Source organism: Denitratisoma sp. (assembly GCA_032027165.1).
In the GTDB taxonomy this organism is placed as follows: domain Bacteria; phylum Pseudomonadota; class Gammaproteobacteria; order Burkholderiales; family Rhodocyclaceae; genus Desulfobacillus.
The window spans coordinates 2553171-2569695 of the sequence record JAVSMO010000001.1 but is presented as its reverse complement, the minus strand read 5'-3'; the positions used below and the strand labels follow the sequence as shown (position 1 = coordinate 2569695).

18 protein-coding genes and 1 riboswitch are annotated in these 16525 nt (G+C 67.6%); of the genes, 4 read left to right on the top strand and 14 right to left on the bottom strand.

What is annotated here, in order from left to right; all coding sequences use genetic code 11:
• Nucleotide 1 precedes the first annotated feature (1 nt).
• The 11 genes from pal to ROZ00_12435 form a co-directional block, all read right to left on the bottom strand.
• Nucleotides 2-529 (bottom strand): peptidoglycan-associated lipoprotein Pal, encoded by a 528-nt coding sequence (gene pal / locus ROZ00_12485; GenBank protein MDT3737036.1) that lies wholly within the window; start codon nucleotides 527-529, stop codon nucleotides 2-4.
• Nucleotides 530-548: 19 nt separating this feature from the next.
• Nucleotides 549-1823, bottom strand: a complete 1275-nt coding sequence (tolB, locus tag ROZ00_12480; GenBank protein MDT3737035.1) for a Tol-Pal system beta propeller repeat protein TolB — start codon at nucleotides 1821-1823, stop codon at nucleotides 549-551.
• A gap of 97 nt (nucleotides 1824-1920) precedes the next feature.
• Nucleotides 1921-2673, bottom strand: a complete 753-nt coding sequence (locus tag ROZ00_12475; GenBank protein ID MDT3737034.1) for an energy transducer TonB — start codon at nucleotides 2671-2673, stop codon at nucleotides 1921-1923.
• Complete coding sequence (gene tolR / locus ROZ00_12470) at nucleotides 2670-3074, bottom strand: protein TolR (protein MDT3737033.1); 405 nt, start codon at nucleotides 3072-3074, stop codon at nucleotides 2670-2672. The genes ROZ00_12475 and tolR overlap by 4 nt, the downstream gene beginning before the upstream one ends.
• 31 nt (nucleotides 3075-3105) lie before the next feature.
• Nucleotides 3106-3783, bottom strand: coding sequence for a protein TolQ (tolQ, locus tag ROZ00_12465; GenBank protein MDT3737032.1), 678 nt, complete (start codon nucleotides 3781-3783; stop codon nucleotides 3106-3108).
• Nucleotides 3780-4205 (bottom strand): tol-pal system-associated acyl-CoA thioesterase, encoded by a 426-nt coding sequence (gene ybgC / locus ROZ00_12460; protein MDT3737031.1) that lies wholly within the window; start codon nucleotides 4203-4205, stop codon nucleotides 3780-3782. The genes tolQ and ybgC overlap by 4 nt, the downstream gene beginning before the upstream one ends.
• Before the next feature lie 62 nt (nucleotides 4206-4267).
• Nucleotides 4268-5305 carry a Holliday junction branch migration DNA helicase RuvB gene (ruvB, locus tag ROZ00_12455; protein MDT3737030.1) on the bottom strand — a complete coding sequence of 346 codons (1038 nt, stop codon included), beginning with the start codon at nucleotides 5303-5305 and terminating at the stop codon, nucleotides 4268-4270.
• Nucleotides 5302-6351 carry an AI-2E family transporter gene (locus ROZ00_12450; protein MDT3737029.1) on the bottom strand — a complete coding sequence of 350 codons (1050 nt, stop codon included), beginning with the start codon at nucleotides 6349-6351 and terminating at the stop codon, nucleotides 5302-5304. The genes ruvB and ROZ00_12450 overlap by 4 nt, the downstream gene beginning before the upstream one ends.
• A gap of 29 nt (nucleotides 6352-6380) precedes the next feature.
• On the bottom strand, nucleotides 6381-6956 hold the full coding sequence (gene ruvA / locus ROZ00_12445; GenBank protein MDT3737028.1) for a Holliday junction branch migration protein RuvA: 576 nt from the start codon (nucleotides 6954-6956) through the stop codon (nucleotides 6381-6383).
• A gap of 206 nt (nucleotides 6957-7162) precedes the next feature.
• The gene (ruvC, locus tag ROZ00_12440; protein ID MDT3737027.1) at nucleotides 7163-7684 is read right to left on the bottom strand and encodes a crossover junction endodeoxyribonuclease RuvC; all 522 of its coding nucleotides are present in this window, start codon (nucleotides 7682-7684) and stop codon (nucleotides 7163-7165) included.
• Between the two features lie 33 nt (nucleotides 7685-7717).
• On the bottom strand, nucleotides 7718-8446 hold the full coding sequence (locus ROZ00_12435) for a YebC/PmpR family DNA-binding transcriptional regulator (protein MDT3737026.1): 729 nt from the start codon (nucleotides 8444-8446) through the stop codon (nucleotides 7718-7720).
• Nucleotides 8447-8509: 63 nt separating this feature from the next.
• On the opposite strand from ROZ00_12435, the gene ROZ00_12430 reads away from it, so the two are divergent.
• Both ROZ00_12430 and ROZ00_12425 read left to right on the top strand, forming a co-directional pair.
• Nucleotides 8510-10006, top strand: coding sequence for a DUF853 family protein (locus ROZ00_12430; protein ID MDT3737025.1), 1497 nt, complete (start codon nucleotides 8510-8512; stop codon nucleotides 10004-10006).
• On the top strand, nucleotides 10006-10893 hold the full coding sequence (locus ROZ00_12425; GenBank protein ID MDT3737024.1) for a DMT family transporter: 888 nt from the start codon (nucleotides 10006-10008) through the stop codon (nucleotides 10891-10893). The genes ROZ00_12430 and ROZ00_12425 overlap by 1 nt, the downstream gene beginning before the upstream one ends.
• Before the next feature lie 23 nt (nucleotides 10894-10916).
• On the opposite strand, the gene metF is transcribed toward ROZ00_12425, so the two are convergent.
• From metF to metK, 3 genes are all read right to left on the bottom strand, one after another.
• A complete protein-coding gene (gene metF / locus ROZ00_12420) occupies nucleotides 10917-11744 on the bottom strand; it encodes a methylenetetrahydrofolate reductase [NAD(P)H] (GenBank protein MDT3737023.1) in 828 nt (275 codons plus the stop codon).
• 1 nt (nucleotide 11745) lies between these two features.
• Nucleotides 11746-13179, bottom strand: a complete 1434-nt coding sequence (gene ahcY / locus ROZ00_12415; GenBank protein ID MDT3737022.1) for an adenosylhomocysteinase — start codon at nucleotides 13177-13179, stop codon at nucleotides 11746-11748.
• Nucleotides 13180-13261: 82 nt separating this feature from the next.
• A riboswitch (S-adenosyl-L-homocysteine riboswitch) is annotated at nucleotides 13262-13337 on the bottom strand.
• Nucleotides 13338-13432: 95 nt separating this feature from the next.
• Complete coding sequence (gene metK, locus ROZ00_12410; GenBank protein MDT3737021.1) at nucleotides 13433-14599, bottom strand: methionine adenosyltransferase; 1167 nt, start codon at nucleotides 14597-14599, stop codon at nucleotides 13433-13435.
• Between the two features lie 194 nt (nucleotides 14600-14793).
• On the opposite strand from metK, the gene ROZ00_12405 reads away from it, so the two are divergent.
• Together ROZ00_12405 and ROZ00_12400 are read left to right on the top strand one after the other, a co-directional pair.
• A complete protein-coding gene (locus ROZ00_12405; protein ID MDT3737020.1) occupies nucleotides 14794-15648 on the top strand; it encodes a lysophospholipid acyltransferase family protein in 855 nt (284 codons plus the stop codon).
• Entirely contained in the window at nucleotides 15642-16511 is an 870-nt protein-coding gene (locus ROZ00_12400; GenBank protein MDT3737019.1) for a lipid A biosynthesis acyltransferase, read from the top strand. The genes ROZ00_12405 and ROZ00_12400 overlap by 7 nt, the downstream gene beginning before the upstream one ends.
• Nucleotides 16512-16525 lie beyond the last annotated feature (14 nt).

Sequence of the window (16525 nt, the reverse complement as noted above, 5' to 3'; positions counted from 1 at the left end):
CTCAGAACTCGCCGGTGTAGAGCATGTCGTCGCGGCGGTTCTGCGACCAGCAGGCCTCGTTCGCCTCGCTGCAGCGCGGCTTTTCCTCGCCCAGGCTGACGGCCTCGACCTGCTCCTCGCGGGCGCCGAGCAGGGTGAGCATCTTCTTCAGTGCTTCGGCGCGTTTCTGGCCGAGCGCCAGGTTGTACTCGCGGCTGCCGCGCTCGTCGGCATTGCCCTGGATGAGCATCTTCACCTTCGGGTTGGCGACGAGGAACCTGGCGTGCGCCTCGACCAGCGACTTGAACTCGTCCTTGATGACGTAGCTGTCATAGTCGAAGTACACGCTGCGCTTGGCCAGCTCGCCCTGCCGGGTGGCGGCCAGTGCCGTGCCCATCTGGTCGTCGGCCGTCACCGGCTTGACCTGGGCACCGTCGATTCTTTTCGCGCTGCGGTCTTCCACATCCGCGCCGGGCTGTTCCGGCCCGCCGGTGGTGCCGCAGCCGGCGATCAGGGCGGCGCCCAGGATAATCATCAGTTTTTTGCGCATCGTCATCTCCACTAGGCAATCAATGTTTCAAAAAAGGGCCCCAGGCCGGTTCGCGGACGTCGCCTGCCTGGACCGAAAGCTTCTGCTTGACGCGCCCGTCGCTGGAAACGGCCGCGAGCACGCCGCGCCCGCCGATCTCGGAGGCGTAGAGGATCATGCGGCCGTTGGGCGCGAAGCTGGGCGACTCGTCCTTGTCGGAATCGGTGAGGACCTGCGTCTGGCGCGTGGCGAGATCCATCAGGGCGAGCTGGAAGCGCCCGCCGTTGCGCGTGACGAAGGCCATGCTCTTGCCGTCCGGCGACAGGCGCGGCGTGACGTTGTAGCTGCCCTCGAAGGTGATGCGCTGGGCGGCACCGCCGCTGGCCGGCACGCGGTAGGCCTGCGGGCTGCCGCCGCGATCCGAGGTGAAATAGATGAACTGGCCGTCGGGCGAGAAGAAGGGTTCGGTATCGATGCCGCTCGAGGAGGCCAGGCGCACCACGCCGCTGCCGTCGGCATTCAGGGAATACAGCTGCGAACCGCCATCCTTGGTCAGCACCACGGCCAGCTTGCCGCCGTCGGGGGACCAGGCCGGCGCCGAGTTGGAGCCCTTGAAGTTGGCGGCGACGTGACGCTTGCCGGTGGCGAGCGAGTGCACGTAGACCACCGGCTTCTTCGACTCGAAGGAGACGTAGGCGAGGCGGCTGCCGTCGGGGGACCAGGCCGGCGAGATGATCGGTTCGCGCGAGGCCAGCGCGGTCTGGGCGTTCATGCCGTCGGCATCGGCAATCTGCAGCTCGAAACGGCCGGCGCTCTTCACGACGTAGGCGATGCGGGTCGAGAAGATGCCCGGCTCGCCGAGCAGCTTCTCGTAGACGTAATCGGCGATGCGGTGGCCGGTGGTGCGCCCCTGCTGGGCCGTCATCAGGTAGGCGAGGCCGCCGAGGGAAGCCTGCTTCTGCACGTCATGCAGGCGGAAGCGCACCTCGAAGCGGCCGTTGGCGGCAGGCTGAACGCTGCCGACGACGAGGGCGTCGGCGCCGCGTGCCTTCCAGTCGGCGAAATTGACCGCGGCATTCTCGGTCAGGGGGGTGCCGGCCTCGACCAGCTTGAACAGGCCGCTGCGCTCGAGGTCGGCACGCACCACCATGGCGACGGCGCGGGCGACGCCCGGCTCGCCGGCGAAGTCGGCGATGGCGACGGGGATGCGGTTGGCGCCGGCGCCGGTGATCTCGATGGTGAGCTGGGCGCGCGCGGCGAAGGACAGCGCGAATACGACAAGGGCAAATGCGGCGCGGGTGAAGACGGTCATCATCGCTAGTCCGGCAGAATAATCGTGAAATTATACATTTTCGCTACGGCTGCCACGCCTGGCCTGTCTGCGCACGGCCGGCCTGCCTGAAACTGCGCGCTCATTCTTCCTCCAGCGGCCGGAATTTCAGTTCCAGACTGCGGCTGAAGAGGTCGCCCTGCGCGGGCTTCGGCAGCGGGCTCGACTTGAGGATGGCGCGCTCGATGGCATTGTCGTAAGCGGCATGGCCGCTGGATTTTTTCAGTTTGACGCTGAGGATCTCGCCGCTCGGAAGCTGTACGACATCGAAGATCGCCTCGGGGTTCCCCCTGATGTCGGGCGGCAGCACGATGTTGCCCTTGATCTTGCCCTTGATCTTGCCGATGTAGTCGGCCGTCGCCTTGCTGCGCGCAACCGCGGCCTGATCCGACTTGAGCTGTTCCAGTTCGCGTGCGGCCATCTGCTTTTTTCGCTGCGCCTCAAGGTCTTTGAGCTCCCTGTCCAGCAGGGGGTCGACCTTGCGGGGCTTCGGTTCGGCCTTCGGCACGGGCTTGGGCTCCGGCTTCGGCTTCGGCTTCTCCTTTTCCTTGAGGGCGATGTCCGGCTTGGCCGGCGCCTCGGGTTTCGGCTCGGGCCTGGGTTCCGGTTTTGGCTCGATCTTCGGCGGCGGCGCCGGCTCGGGTTCCGGCGGCGCGACGGCGGCAGGTGCCGGAATGGCGCGCACCAGTTCCACCTCGATCGCCTCCGGCGAGCGCGTCTGCCAGCGGACGCCGTAGACCAGCAGGACGATCAGCGCGACATGCACGGCGGCGGCCAGCGCCGCCGAGGCCTTCTTGCCGGGGTCTTCCCTGTCCTCGAAAAAAACCGCGTTCATTTGCCCTGCTGCACCAATAGCCCGACGCGGGCGACCTGCTGCTTCTGCAGATCGTCCATCACCTGCATGACGGCCTCGTAGCGGACGCTTTTGTCGCCGGCGACGACCACCGGCTGCTGAGGATTCTTCTTCTGGGCTTCCGCCACCAGGCGCAGCAGCTCGTCGCGTGAGACGTCGCGCGGCGTGGCGTTCGGCGTGGCACGGAAGGCCAGCGTCTGGTCGGCCTTGACGATCACCTGGATGGGGTCGGCCGGCGCCTGGGCGGCCTTGCCCACCGTCGGCACGTCAACCGAGGCCACCTGGATCAGCGGCGCCGTCACCATGAAGATGACGAGCAGCACCAGCATCACGTCGATGTAGGGCACGACGTTGATCTGGTTCATGAGGCGGCGCTGCCTCATGGGCGTTCCCCCTGAGCGGCTTCGCGCCTTCTCATCTCAACTGCCTTTGAAGAATGTTCGAGAACTCCTCCATGAAGCTCTCGAAGCGGATGCTGACGCGGTCGATGTCGTGGGCGAAGCGGTTGTACGCGACGACCGCCGGAATCGCGGCGAAGAGGCCGATGGCGGTGGCGACCAGCGCCTCGGCGATGCCGGGGGCGACGTGCGCCAGCGTGGCGGAACTGACGTTGGCCAGGCCGCGAAAGGCGTTCATGATGCCCCACACCGTGCCGAACAGGCCGACGTAGGGGCTGACCGAGCCGACCGAGGCGAGGAAGGCGAGGTGCGCCTCGAGGTGGTCCATCTCGCGCTGGTAGGTAGCGCGCATGGCGCGGCGCGAACCGTCCACGATGCTGGCCGGATCGAGCGACTTCTGCCCGCGCAGCTTGGTGAATTCGCGATAGCCGGCCTCGAAGATGCGTTCGAGGGCGCCGGCGCTGTGGCGGTCGTTCACCGCGCTCTGGAAAAGGGCGTTGAGGTCGCCGCCGCTCCAGAAGTCGCGCTCGAACTGGTCGGTCTTGGCGCGCGCGTCGCGGATGGCGAACCACTTGCGGAAGATCCAGTACCAGGACATGAAGGACACCGCCGCCAGCAGCAGCATGACGCCCTTGACGAGCACGCTGGCGTTGGCGATGAGGGAAATGATGGACAGGTCGGTGGTGACGTTCATTGCGCTCCCATCTTTCTTCTGATTACTTCCGGCAGGGCGGCCGGCTTCATTTTCTTCGCGTCCAGGCAGGCGACGCGCACGGTGGCTTCGACCAGGGTCTCGCCGCCGCGTTCAATCCATTGCTTGAGCGTGACCTGGGCGCGGCCGGCCAAAGTCAGTTCCGTCAGCACGGCGAGTTGGTCGTCCAGGCGCGCTGGCTTGAGGTACTCGATGTTGAGCGAGCGCACAGCGAAGACGAGACCGGCCTCTTGTGACAGGCGCAACTGCTCGACGCCCAGCGCCCGCAGCCATTCGGTGCGCCCACGTTCGAGGTAGCGCAGGTAATTTGCGTAGTACACGACTCCGGCCGTGTCGGTGTCCTCGTAATACACGCGCACCGGAAAGGTGAACGGTCCGGGCGCTGATTGGCTGACAGGCGGCATGGCGGCATTTTACCCCAGAGGGTGGCTCATGCCCGGTAAACGCCGACGGAAATGAAAAGGGGTTACTGGCCCCAGAGTTCGCCGCTGCCGTTCTGGCCGGGCGCGGCCAGGCCGAAGTGTCGCCAGGTGGCGACAGTGGCCATGCGGCCGCGCGGCGTGCGCTGCAGATAGCCCTGCTGGATCAGGTAGGGCTCGAGCACGTCCTCGATGGTGTCGCGTGCCTCGCCGATGGCGGCCGCCAGGTTGTCGAGGCCGACCGGACCGCCGGCGAACTTCTCCAGCACGGCGCCGAGCAGCTTGCGGTCCATGATGTCGAGGCCGACGTGGTCGACGTCGAGCATGGTCAGCGCCGCGTCGGCGACCTTTTGCGTGATGGCGCCCTCGGCCTTCACTTCGGCGAAGTCGCGCACGCGGCGCAGCAGGCGGTTGGCGATGCGCGGCGTGCCGCGGGCGCGGCGGGCGATCTCGAAGGCGCCTTCCGCGGCGATCTCGACGTTGAGCAGTTGCGCCGAGCGCGTGACGATGCGGGCCAGCTCCTCCGGCGTGTAGAACTCCAGGCGCGAGACGATGCCGAAGCGGTCGCGCAGCGGGTTGGTCAGCATGCCGGCGCGGGTGGTGGCGCCGACCAGGGTGAACGGCGGCAGGTCGAGCTTGACCGAGCGCGCCGCCGGTCCCTCGCCGATCATGATGTCGATCTGGAAGTCCTCCAGTGCCGGGTAGAGGATTTCCTCCACCACCGGCGAGAGGCGATGGATCTCGTCGATGAAGAGGACATCGTGCGGCTCGAGGTTGGTCAGGATGGCGGCGAGGTCGCCGGCGCGCTCCAGCACCGGGCCGGAGGTGTGGCGGAGGTTCACGCCCATCTCGTGGGCGATGATGTGTGCCAGGGTGGTCTTGCCCAGGCCCGGCGGGCCGAACAGCAGGACGTGGTCGAGCGCCTCGCCGCGCTTCCTGGCCGCCTCGATGAAGATGGAGAGCTGGTCGCGAATTTTCTGCTGGCCGACGTATTCCTCCAGCTTGCGCGGCCGCAGCGCGCGCTCGATCTGCGCTTCCTGAGAGGATTCGGGCGCGGCGGAGATCAGGCGGTCGGTCTCGATCATTCGCGCTCCGCGAAGGCCGAGGGGGCCGTCGTCCATTTTTCCGCCAGCACGAGACCGAGCGCCAGGAGGACGGGACCGAGGAAGATGCCGATGAAGCCGAAGGCGAGCACGCCGCCGAAGACGCCCAGGGCGATGAGCAGGATCGGCAGGCTGGCGGTGCGGCTGATGAGCAGCGGCTTGACGAAGTTGTCCACGCTGCTGATGACGGCCAAGCCGTAGACCGCCATGAAGATCGCCCAGCCGGTCTGGCCCTGGTCGTAGAGCCAGAAGGCGGCGCCGCCCCAGATCAGCGGCGGGCCGACCGGGATCATGGAGAGGAAGAAGATCGCCGCAGCGAGCAGCATGGCGCCCGGCACGCCGGCGATGAGGAAGCCGACCAGGGCCACCAGGGATTGCGCGGCGGCGGTGCCGACGATGCCGACCATGACGCCCATCACCGTGCTGCGCGCCAGCGCCAGCATCTGCCCGCCCAGCTCGCCGCCCAGCCGGCTGCTGCTGTCCTCGAGGCGCTTGCCCAGCGCCGGCCCGTCGCGGTAGAGGAAGAAGGCGATGAACAGCACCAGGACGATCTGCAGCAAGCCCTCGCCGGTCAGGGCGACGGTCTTCAGCAGCACCGTGCGCGCCGGGTCGTAGAGCTGCTTGAGCAGCTTGTTGAACTCCTCACGGCTCTCGGCGAGGCTGTGCCAGTAGGCATCGAGCTGGCCGCCGACGAAGGGAATCTTGCCCAGCCACTCCGGCGGCCCCATGGCGGCGCGCTGGACCACCCCGCGCAGCTTCTCGACCAGCGCCGGCACCGCATCGGCCAGGCTGATGGCGAGAAAGACCATCGGCACCAGCACCACCAGCATCAGCAGCAGCGTGGTCAGCGCCGAGGCGAGTGCCGGCCGGCCGCCCAGGCGGGCGAGCAGCCAGGCATGCAGGGGCCAGGTGGTGACGCAGACGATGGCGGCGAACAGAATGGCGGCGATGAAGGGCTGCAGGATCAGGAAGCAGCCGAGCGCCAGCAGCGTGACGAGGGCGATGCGGGCGAGTCGTTTGTTGTCCATGCGGTGGAGATTGTATCCGTATCCGCCGTTCAGGCCTTGGACAGCGACTTCAGCGCCTGGCGGATGCCGTCGGAGACGGACACGTCCGCGGGCAGGGCCTTCAATGCCGCCTGCGCCTCGCGCTCGTTGTAGCCGAGCGCGAGCAGGGCGTTGAGGATGTCGCCGGAGGGCGAGGCGGCCGCGGCCGGGGCGACGGCGACGATGCCTTTCATCCTGTCGCGCAATTCCAGCAGCAGCCGTTCCGCCGTCTTCTTGCCGATGCCGGGGATTTTCGTCAGGCGGCCGGCTTCCTGCGCCGCCACCGCCTGGGAGAGCTCGGCCACCGAGAGGCCGGAGAGCACCGCCAGTGCCGTGCGCGCGCCGATGCCGGAAATTTTCAGCAGCTGGCGGAAGGCGGCGCGCTCGGCTTCCGTGGCGAAGCCGAAGAGCTGGTGCGCGTCCTCGCGCACCGCCAGGTGGGTATGCAGGGTCACCTTCTCGCCATTGGCGGGCAGGTGGTAGAAGGTGCTCATGGGCACATCGACCTCGTAGCCGACGCCGGCCACGTCCAGCGTGATTTGCGGCGGGTTCTTTTCGACGAGGATGCCGGTGAGGCGGCCGATCATTGCCGAACTCCGAATGGGAAGGGGGCCATTGTAGCCGCGGGGGCAAAAAAAAGCGCCCTTGCGGGCGCTTGGCACACGGACGGCGTGTGTGAAAACTTGCAGGGGAGGAAGTACTTTCCTGCAAGCGCATTAGACCCGAATCCGGGGGCGGCGCGCATCATCCATTCGGATGATGTCTAAGGTAATAGGACTGTAATTTCCGAAAGCTAGCGCAGACGGCCGCGGCGCACGCTCAGGCCGGCGGTGGACAGGGTGCCCAGTCCCTGGCCGCCATGGGCGTGGCAGATGGCGCAGGCCAGCGCATCGGCGGCATCCGGGCTGGGGTCGCCCGGCAGGGCGAGCAGACGCCGCACCATGTGCTGCACCTGTTCCTTGGCGGCATGGCCGTTGCCGACGACTGACTGCTTGACCTGCAGGGCGGTATATTCGGCCACCGGCAGGGCGGCGTCCACCGCCGCGCAGATGGCGGCGCCGCGCGCCTGGCCGAGCAGCAGCGTGGATTGCGGATTGACGTTCACGAAGACGATCTCGACGGCGACCTGCTGCGGTTGATGTACGGCGATCACCTCGCGCAGGCCGTCGAGGATGGTCTTCAGGCGCAGCGGCAGGCCGCCGTCCTCGGGCGTCTTCACGCAGCCGCTGCTGAGGTAGGCGAGCCGGCTGCCGGTTTTCTCGATGATGCCGAACCCCGTGATCCTGAGACCGGGGTCGATGCCGAGGATGCGGATGGGCGAAGCGGCGGACGTCTCGCCGGCCACGACTCAGCCTTCGTTCATGACGGCAGTCGTGTAGACCTCCTGCACGTCGTCGAGGGCGTCGAGGGCGTCGAGCAGCTTCTGCATCCTGGCGGCGTCCTCGCCGGCGAGTTCGGTCTCGTTGAGCGGCTTCAGGGTGATGTCGGCGACTTCCGCCTGGAGGCCGGCCTCCTCCAGTCCGGACTTGACGGCATGGAAGTCCTGCGGGGCGCAGATCACCTCGACGCTGCCGTCCTCGTTGGCGAGCACGTCCTCGGCGCCGGCCTCCAGCGCCGCCTCCATCACCTTGTCCTCGCCGGTGCCGGGGGCGAAGACGAACTGGCCGCAGTGCTTGAACTGGAAGGCCACCGAGCCTTCCGCGCCCATGTTGCCGCCGTTCTTGGAGAAGGCGTGGCGCACCTCGGCCACGGTGCGCGTCTTGTTGTCGGTGAGGCAGTCCACCATCACCGCGGCGCCGCCGATGCCGTAGCCCTCGTAGCGGATCTCCTCGTAGGTGACGCCCTCGAGCTGGCCGGTACCGCGCTTGATGGCGTTGTCCATGGTGTCCTTGGGCAGGCTCTGCGCCTTGGCCTTGTCGATGGCCAGGCGCAGGCGCGGGTTGCCGTTGGGGTCGCCGCCGCCCATCTTGGCGGCGACGGTGATTTCCTTGATGAGCTTGGTGAAGATCTTGCCGCGCTTGGCGTCCTGGCGCCCCTTGCGATGCTGGATGTTGGCCCATTTGGAGTGGCCGGCCATGATGAACCTCTCGTCGAATCGCTGCTGATAAAATGCGATTTTACACTTACGGAGAGCCTGCCGATGGTCCCGCCGCTCGTCATTGCGAAATCCGGCGAACTCGATCTGGCCCTGCTGCCGCAGATGGCCAACCGCCACGGCCTCATCACCGGCGCCACCGGCACCGGCAAGACCGTCAGCCTGCAGACGCTGGCCGAGCACTTCTCCGGCATCGGCGTGCCCTGCTTCATGTCGGACGTCAAGGGCGACCTTTCGGGCGTCTCGCAGCCCGGCGGCGGCAACGCCAAGGTGGAGGAGCGGGTGGCGATGCTGAAACTCGAAGGCTTCGAACACCGGGGCTACCCCGTCACGCTGTGGGACCCGTTCGGCGAGTCCGGCCATCCGGTGCGCGCCACCGTTTCCGACATGGGGCCGCTGCTGCTCGGCCGCATGCTCGAGCTCAATGAAACGCAAAGCGGCGTGCTCAACCTGGTGTTCAAGGTGGCCGACGACAACGGCCTCCTGCTGCTGGATCTCAAGGACCTGCGCGCGATGCTCGCCTTCGTCGGGGAAAACGCCAAGCAGTTCACCACCGAGTACGGCAACGTCTCCGCCGCCTCCATCGGCGCCATCCAGCGCGGCCTGCTCGCGCTCGAATCGCAGGGCGGCGAGCAGCTCTTCGGCGAACCGATGCTCGACATCGCCGACCTCATCCAGACCGACCGCGGCCGCGGCATCATCAACATCCTCTCCGCCGACCGCCTGATGCAGGCGCCGAAGATGTACGCGACCCTGCTCCTGTGGCTGCTCTCCGAACTGTTCGAGAACCTGCCCGAGGCGGGCGACCTCGACAAGCCGAAGCTGGTGTTCTTCTTCGACGAGGCGCACCTGCTGTTCGCCGACGCACCGGCGGCGCTGGTCGACAAGATCGAGCAGGTGGTGCGGCTGATCCGCTCCAAGGGCGTCGGCGTCTATTTCGTCACGCAGAACCCGGCCGACGTGCCGGACAAGGTGCTCTCCCAGCTCGGTAACCGCGTGCAGCATGCCCTGCGCGCCTTCTCCGCGCGCGACCAGAAGGCAGTCAAGGCGGCCGCCGAGACCATGCGCGACAACCCCAGCCTCGACGAAGTCGCCGCCATCACCGAACTCGGCGTCGGCGAGGCGCTGGTCTCCTGCCTCGACGAGAAGGGCCGTCCCGGCGTGGTCCAGCGCGCCTTTGTCGTGCCGCCGCAGGGCCAGATCGGCCCCATCACCGATGCGCAGCGTCGCCAGCTGATGCAGAACTCCCTCGTCGCCGGCGTCTACGAGAAAGCGGTGGATCGCGAATCCGCCTACGAGATCCTCAAGGCGCGCGCCGCGCAAGCCGCCGCCGCGCCGCCGCCCCAGGCGCCGCCGCAGCAGCCAGGCGGTGGCGGCCTCCTCGGCGGGCTGGGCGACCTGCTCGGCGGCGGCTCGGGCCGGCGCCGCCAGTCGGTGGCCGAGGCGGCGGTGACGAGCGCTGCCCGCGCCATCGGCTCCAACCTGGGCCGGCAGATCGTGCGCGGCGTGCTCGGCTCGATACTGGGCGGCACCCGGCGCTGATGACATTCGGCGCCGGCAATGCCGGCCTGCTGCTGGCGGTGCTGTCGGCCGTCGCGTTTTCCTTCAAGGCCATCTTCGTCAAGCTCGGCCTCGCCCACGGCGCCGACGCCGTGACGTTGCTGGCGCTGCGCATGGGCTTCGCGCTGCCGGTGTTCCTGGTCATGGCCTGGCGCAGCGGCGCCGCCGGCCTGACGCAGCGAGACTGGCTGTGGCTGGCGGCGCTGGGCCTTGTCGGCTACTACCTGTCGAGCCTGTTCGACTTCCTCGGCCTGCAGTACATCAGCGCCGGCCTCGAGCGGCTGATCCTGTTCACCTACCCGACGCTGGTGCTGCTGTTCTCGGCGCTGTTCCTCGGCCACAAGATTCGCCCGGCGGCCTGGGGCGCGCTGGTGCTGTGCTACGCCGGCATCGGCCTCGCCGTGTCGCACGACCTGACTTTTGCCGGCGCGTCGCGCAACCTGATTGTCGGCAGCCTGTGGGTGTTCGCCAGCGCGGTGAGCTATGCGCTGTTCTGGATGGGCTCGGGCCACGTCGTGGCGCGCATCGGCGCGATGCGCCTGTCGGCCTTCGCCTCGATCTTCGCCTGCCTGTTCGTGCTCGGCCACTTCGCGGCGACGCGCCCGCTCGCGGCGCTGTCGGTGCCGCCGCGCGCGTACCTCGACGGCCTGGCCCTGGCCCTGGTGTCCACCGTGCTGCCGATCTGGCTGCAGGCCGAGGCGCTGCGCCGCATCGGCGCGCCGACCGCGGCGCTGGTCGGCACGCTGGGGCCGGTCATCACCATCTTCCTCGGCTGGGCGATCCTCGGCGAGGCGATGTCGCCCAGCCAGCTCGCCGGCGCGGGGCTGGTGATCGCCGGCGTGCTGCTGGTAAGCGTGAGGAAGGGTTAGCGCCGTACTGCCGAGACTGACTTTTACAAACCGAGCCGCTGACAGATCGTCGACGTCAGGCCGGCCTGGTTCAGCGTGTAGAAATGAAGGCCCGGCGCCCCGCTGGCCAGCAGCCGCTCGCACAGCTCCGTCACCACGTCGAGACCGAAGGAGCGCACCGACGCGCTGTCGTCGCCGAAGCTCTCGAACTTTTTACGCATCCAGCGCGGGATCTCCGCGCCGCAGGCGTCCGAGAAGCGGGCGATCTTGCTGAAGTTGGCGATCGGCATGACGCCCGGCACGATCGGCACGCTGACCCCCAGCGCCTGTGCCGCCTCGACGAAGTGCGCGTAGGCATCGGCATTGAAGAAGTACTGCGTGATGGCCGAATCGGCGCCGGCGTCCACCTTGCGTTTGAAGTTGAGCAGGTCCTCGCGCGGACTCCTCGCCTGCGGGTGGTACTCCGGATAGGCCGCTACCTCGACGTGGAACCAGTCGCCGGTCTCCGCCCGGATGAATTCCACCAGTTCGTTGGCGTAGCGGAACTCGCCCGGGTCGGCCATGCCCGAGGGCAGGTCGCCGCGCAGGGCGACGATGCGGCGGATGCCGGCTTCCCTGTAGCGCGCCAGCACGGCGCGCACGTTCTCCCGCGTCGAGCCGATGCAGGAAAGGTGCGGCGCCGCCGGCAGGCCCTCGGCCTGGATCTCCAGCACCGTTTCCAGCGTGCGGTCGCGGGTGGAGCCGCCGGCGCCGAAGGTGCAGGAGAAGAAGGCCGGCTTCAGCTGGGCAAGCTGGCGCCACGCGGCGCGCAGCTTGTCCATGCCTTCCGGCGTCTGCGGCGGGAAGAACTCGAAGGAAAGCGTCCTTTCCATCTCAGTACCGGTAATGCTCCGGCTTGTACGGGCCGTCCTTGGCCAGGCCGAGGTAAGTGGCCTGCTCGTCGGAGAGCTCGGTCAGGTGCGCGCCGATCTTCTTCAGGTGCAGGCGCGCCACCTTCTCGTCGAGGTGCTTCGGCAGCACGTAGACATTCTTCTTGTATTCGCCGCCGCGCGTGAACAGTTCGATCTGCGCCAGTACCTGGTTGGTGAAGGAGTTGCTCATGACGAAGGAGGGATGGCCGGTGGCGCAGCCGAGGTTCACCAGGCGGCCCTCCGCCAGCACGATGATGCGCTTGCCGTCGGGGAAGATGACGTGGTCGACCTGCGGCTTGATGTTCTCCCACCGGTACTGGCGCAGCGAGGCGATGTCGATCTCGGAATCGAAGTGGCCTATGTTGCAGACGATGGCGTTGTTGCGCATCGCCTTCATGTGCTCGTGGTCGATCACGCGCAGATTGCCGGTGGCGGTGACGAAGATGTCGGCGTGCGCCGCGGCCTCGTCCATGGTGACGACGCGGTAGCCTTCCATCGCCGCCTGCAGGGCGCAGATCGGGTCGATCTCGGTGACCCACACCGTGGCGCCGAGGCCGCGCAGGCTTTGCGCGCAGCCCTTGCCGACGTCGCCGTAGCCGGCCACCACGGCCACCTTGCCGGCGACCATCACGTCGGTGGCGCGCTTGATGCCGTCCACCAGCGACTCGCGGCAGCCGTAGAGGTTGTCGAACTTCGACTTCGTCACCGAGTCGTTAACGTTGATGGCCGGGAAGGGCAGGCTGCCCTCGGCGGCCATCTGGTAGAGGCGCTTGACGCCGGTGGTGGTCTCCTCGGTCACGCCCTGGATGCCGGCGAGCTGCTTCGAATACCAGCCGGGATGCTTGGCGAGGCGCTGCCTGATGGAGGCGAACAGCGCCGTCTCTTCCTCGTTGGTCGGGTGGGCGATCACCGAGGGGTTCTGCTCGGCCTTGGCGCCGAGGATCAGGAGCAGCGTGGCGTCGCCGCCGTCGTCGAGGATCATGTTGGCGCCCTTGCCGGCCGTCTCGTGGCCGGGCCACTCGAAGATGCGGTGGGTGTAGTCCCAGTACTCCTCCAGCGTCTCGCCCTTGTAGGCGAACACCGGCGTGCCGCTGGCGGCGATGGCCGCCGCGGCGTGGTCCTGCGTCGAGAAGATGTTGCAGGAGGCCCAGCGCACCTCGGCGCCGAGCGCCTTCAGCGTCTCGATCAGCACCGCAGTCTGGATGGTCATGTGCAGACTGCCGGTGATGCGGGCGCCGCGCAGCGGCTGGGTGGCGGCGAATTCCTCGCGCACGGCCATCAGGCCGGGCATCTCGGTCTCGGCGATGGCGATTTCCTTGCGGCCCCATTCGGCCAGATCGATGTCGGCGACCTTGTAGTCGGTAAAGCCGGAAACGGCTTTGGCTGTTGCGGTCATGCTTGGCTCCTTGTCAAAGCAGCCGGGGGGGGAGATGGGGGAGGGGTTTCGCACTCACCTGCCATCCCGTGCCCGGCACGGGTTGAGGTGAGCGCCGTTGAAACATTACCGAGCCTGGGGGCCGACTGATGCGGCGCCTCGCAGCGCTCCTCGGAAGCGGCGCATTATACGCCCGTACCGGCTTGGACAAAACCCCGGCGCGGGCAAAAAAGAAGCCGCCCGAAGGCGGCTTCTGCATTCCATGAAATGGGCATTACAGTCCGGCGTCGGCCTTCAGCGCCGCCACCTTGTCCAGCGCTTCCCAGCTGAATTCCGGCTCGTCGCGGCCGAAGTGGCCGTAGGCGGCGGTCTTCAGGTAGATCGGGCGCAGCAGGTCGAGCGACTGGATGATGCCCTTCGGCCGCAGGTCGAAGTGCTTGCGGATCAGTTCCTCGATCTTTTCCTCGGCGATGCGGCCGGTGCCGTAGGTGTGCACCATCAGCGACACCGGCTTGGCGACGCCGATGGCGTAGGCGACCTGCACCTCGCAGCGGTCGGCCAGCCCCGCCGCGACGACGTTCTTGGCGACGTAGCGGCAGGCGTAGGCGGCCGAGCGGTCGACCTTCGAGGGATCCTTGCCGGAGAAGGCGCCGCCGCCGTGGTGGGCGGCGCCGCCGTAGGTGTCGACGATGATCTTGCGGCCGGTGAGGCCGCAGTCGCCGTGCGGGCCGCCGACGACGAAGCGGCCGGTCGGGTTGACCAGGTAGCGCACGTTGCCCTGGAGCATCTCCTTGGGCAGCACCGGCTTGATGATCTCCTCGATCACCGACTCGGAGAGCTGGGCGTGGGAGACGTCGGGGTCGTGCTGGGTGGACACCACCACGGTGTCGATGGACACCGGCTTGTCGTCGACGTATTTCACCGTCAGCTGGCTCTTGGCATCGGGCCGCAGCCAGGGCAGGCGGCCGTCGCGGCGCACCTCGGCCTGGCGCTGCATGATGCGGTGGGCGTAGTAGATCGGCATCGGCATCAGCTGCGGCGTCTCGTTGCAGGCGTAGCCGAACATCAGGCCCTGGTCGCCGGCGCCCTGCTCGAGGTCGAGGCCCTGGCCTTCGTTGACGCCCTGGGCGATGTCGGGCGACTGGCGGTTGATGGCGGCGAGCACGGCGCAGGACTTGTAATCGAAGCCGATGTCGGAGTTGTCGTAGCCGATGCGCTTGATGGTTTCCTGGGCGATCTCGCGGTAGTTGATGTGCGCCGTGGTGGTGATCTCGCCGGAGATCACGACGAGGCCGGTGGATACCAGCGTCTCGCAGGCGACGCGGCCGTGCTTGTCGACGGCCAGGATGGCGTCGAGGACGGAATCGGAAATCTGGTCGGCGACCTTGTCGGGATGGCCTTCGGAAACCGATTCGGACGAAAAAAGAAACTCTCTGGACATGTGTCCTTCTCCTGGTGCGTTATTCCCGGTGCTCCGACGTTACCGGCCCCGGGAAAACGAGCAGGTGACGCTTTAGCAGAATTTGTTAACCGCCCTGCAAGTTGTCCTGGGGAACTCGTGAAGTCCCATTAACTCGGCGGAAACGCAATTATAATTTTCGATCCTTGCCGGGTCAAACCAAGGTATTTTGTCGAATGTCATTGCTTTTCCGTCTGCTGGGCCGCCTTCCCCTCCGCCTGCTGCATGCCCTCGGCGCCCTGTTCGGCTGGGCCGCCTGGCTCGCCTCGCCGACCTACCGGCGCCACACGAAGGAAAACCTGGCGCTGGCCTTTGGCCCCGCCGAGGCCGCGGCCATCCTGCCGGCGGCGGTGGCCCATGCCGGGCGCGGCGTGCTGGAACTGCCGTACTTGTGGACGCGGCCGAAAGCCGAGGTGCTCGGCCTGGTGAGGGAAGCCGCCGGCTGGGAACTGGTCGAGGCCGCCCTGCAGCGCGGCGACGGCCTTCTTTTCTTCACGCCCCATCTGGGCTGCTTCGAAATCACCGCCCAGTACATTGCCGTGCGCACGCCGATCACGGTGCTCTACCGCCGGCCGAAGCAGGCCTGGCTGCAGCCGTTCATCGAAAGCGGACGCGGCGGCGGCACCCATCTCCACCTGGCGCCGGCCGACCTGTCCGGCGTGCGCCTGCTGCTGAAGGCGCTCAAGCGCCACGAGGCGGTGGGCATGCTGCCCGACCAGGTGCCGGGCATGGGCGAGGGCCAGTGGGCGGACTTCTTCGGCCGGCCGGCCTACACCATGACCCTGGGGGCGCGCCTGAGCGAAACAGGCCGGACGACGGTGCTGCTGGTCTACGCCGAGCGCCTGCCGGGCGGCCGTGGCTACGACCTGCGCTTTTCCGCGCCGACGCAGCCGATCGCCGGCACGCAGGCGGAGCGCGTGGCGGCGATCAACCGGGCGCTGGAAGACCTCATCCGCAGCTGCCCGCAGCAATACCTCTGGGGCTACAACCGCTACAAGGCGCCGCGCGGCGCGGAGCCGCCGCCATGCTGACGAGAATCGGCCTCGGGCTGATCTGGCTGCTGCATTTCCTGCCGCTGAAGCGGCTGGCGCCGATGGGCGAGCTGTTCGGCGGCCTGCTCTTCGCCTTCGGCCGGGAGCGCCGCCACATCGCGCTGACCAACCTGCGCCTGTGCTATCCGCAGATGGCCGAGGCGGAACGCGAGCAACTCGCCCGCGCCCATTTCCGTGCCTTCGGCCGCAGCTTCCTCGAACGGGGCCTGCTGTGGTGGTCGCCGCCGGAGGATATCCGCCGCCTGGTGCGCGTGGACGGCCTGGAGCGGGTGCGCGGCCTGGCGGGCAGGCCGGTGATCCTCTTCGTGCCGCATTTCGTCGGCCTCGACATGGGCTGGACGCGGCTCACCCTGGAACTCGACATGGTGAGCATCTATGCCCAGCAGAAGAATTTCTACTTCAATGCCGCGCTGTACAAGGGCCGCCTGCGCTTCGGCCATTCGAAACTGCTGTCGCGCCAGGAGGGCGTGCGCCAGGCCATCCGCGGCATGAAGGCCGGGCAGCCCTTCTATTACCTGCCGGACATGGACTACGGCCAGCGCGACACCATCTTCGTGCCCTTCTTCAACGTTCCGGCGGCGACCATCACCGGCCTGTCGCGCCTGGCGCGCATGACCGGTGCCGCGGTGATCCCCTGCATCACGCGCATGCTGCCGGGCGAGGCGGGCTATGTCGTCGAGCTGGGCGAGCCGTGGCCGGACTATCCCGGCGAGAGCATCGAGGCCGACACGCTGCGCATGAATGCCTGGATCGAGCAGCGCATCGCCGAGATGCCGGAGCAGTACTACTGGGTGCACAAGCGCTTCAAGACGCGCCCCAAGGGCGAGAAGCGACCCTATTAAGGTAAGATTGCGGA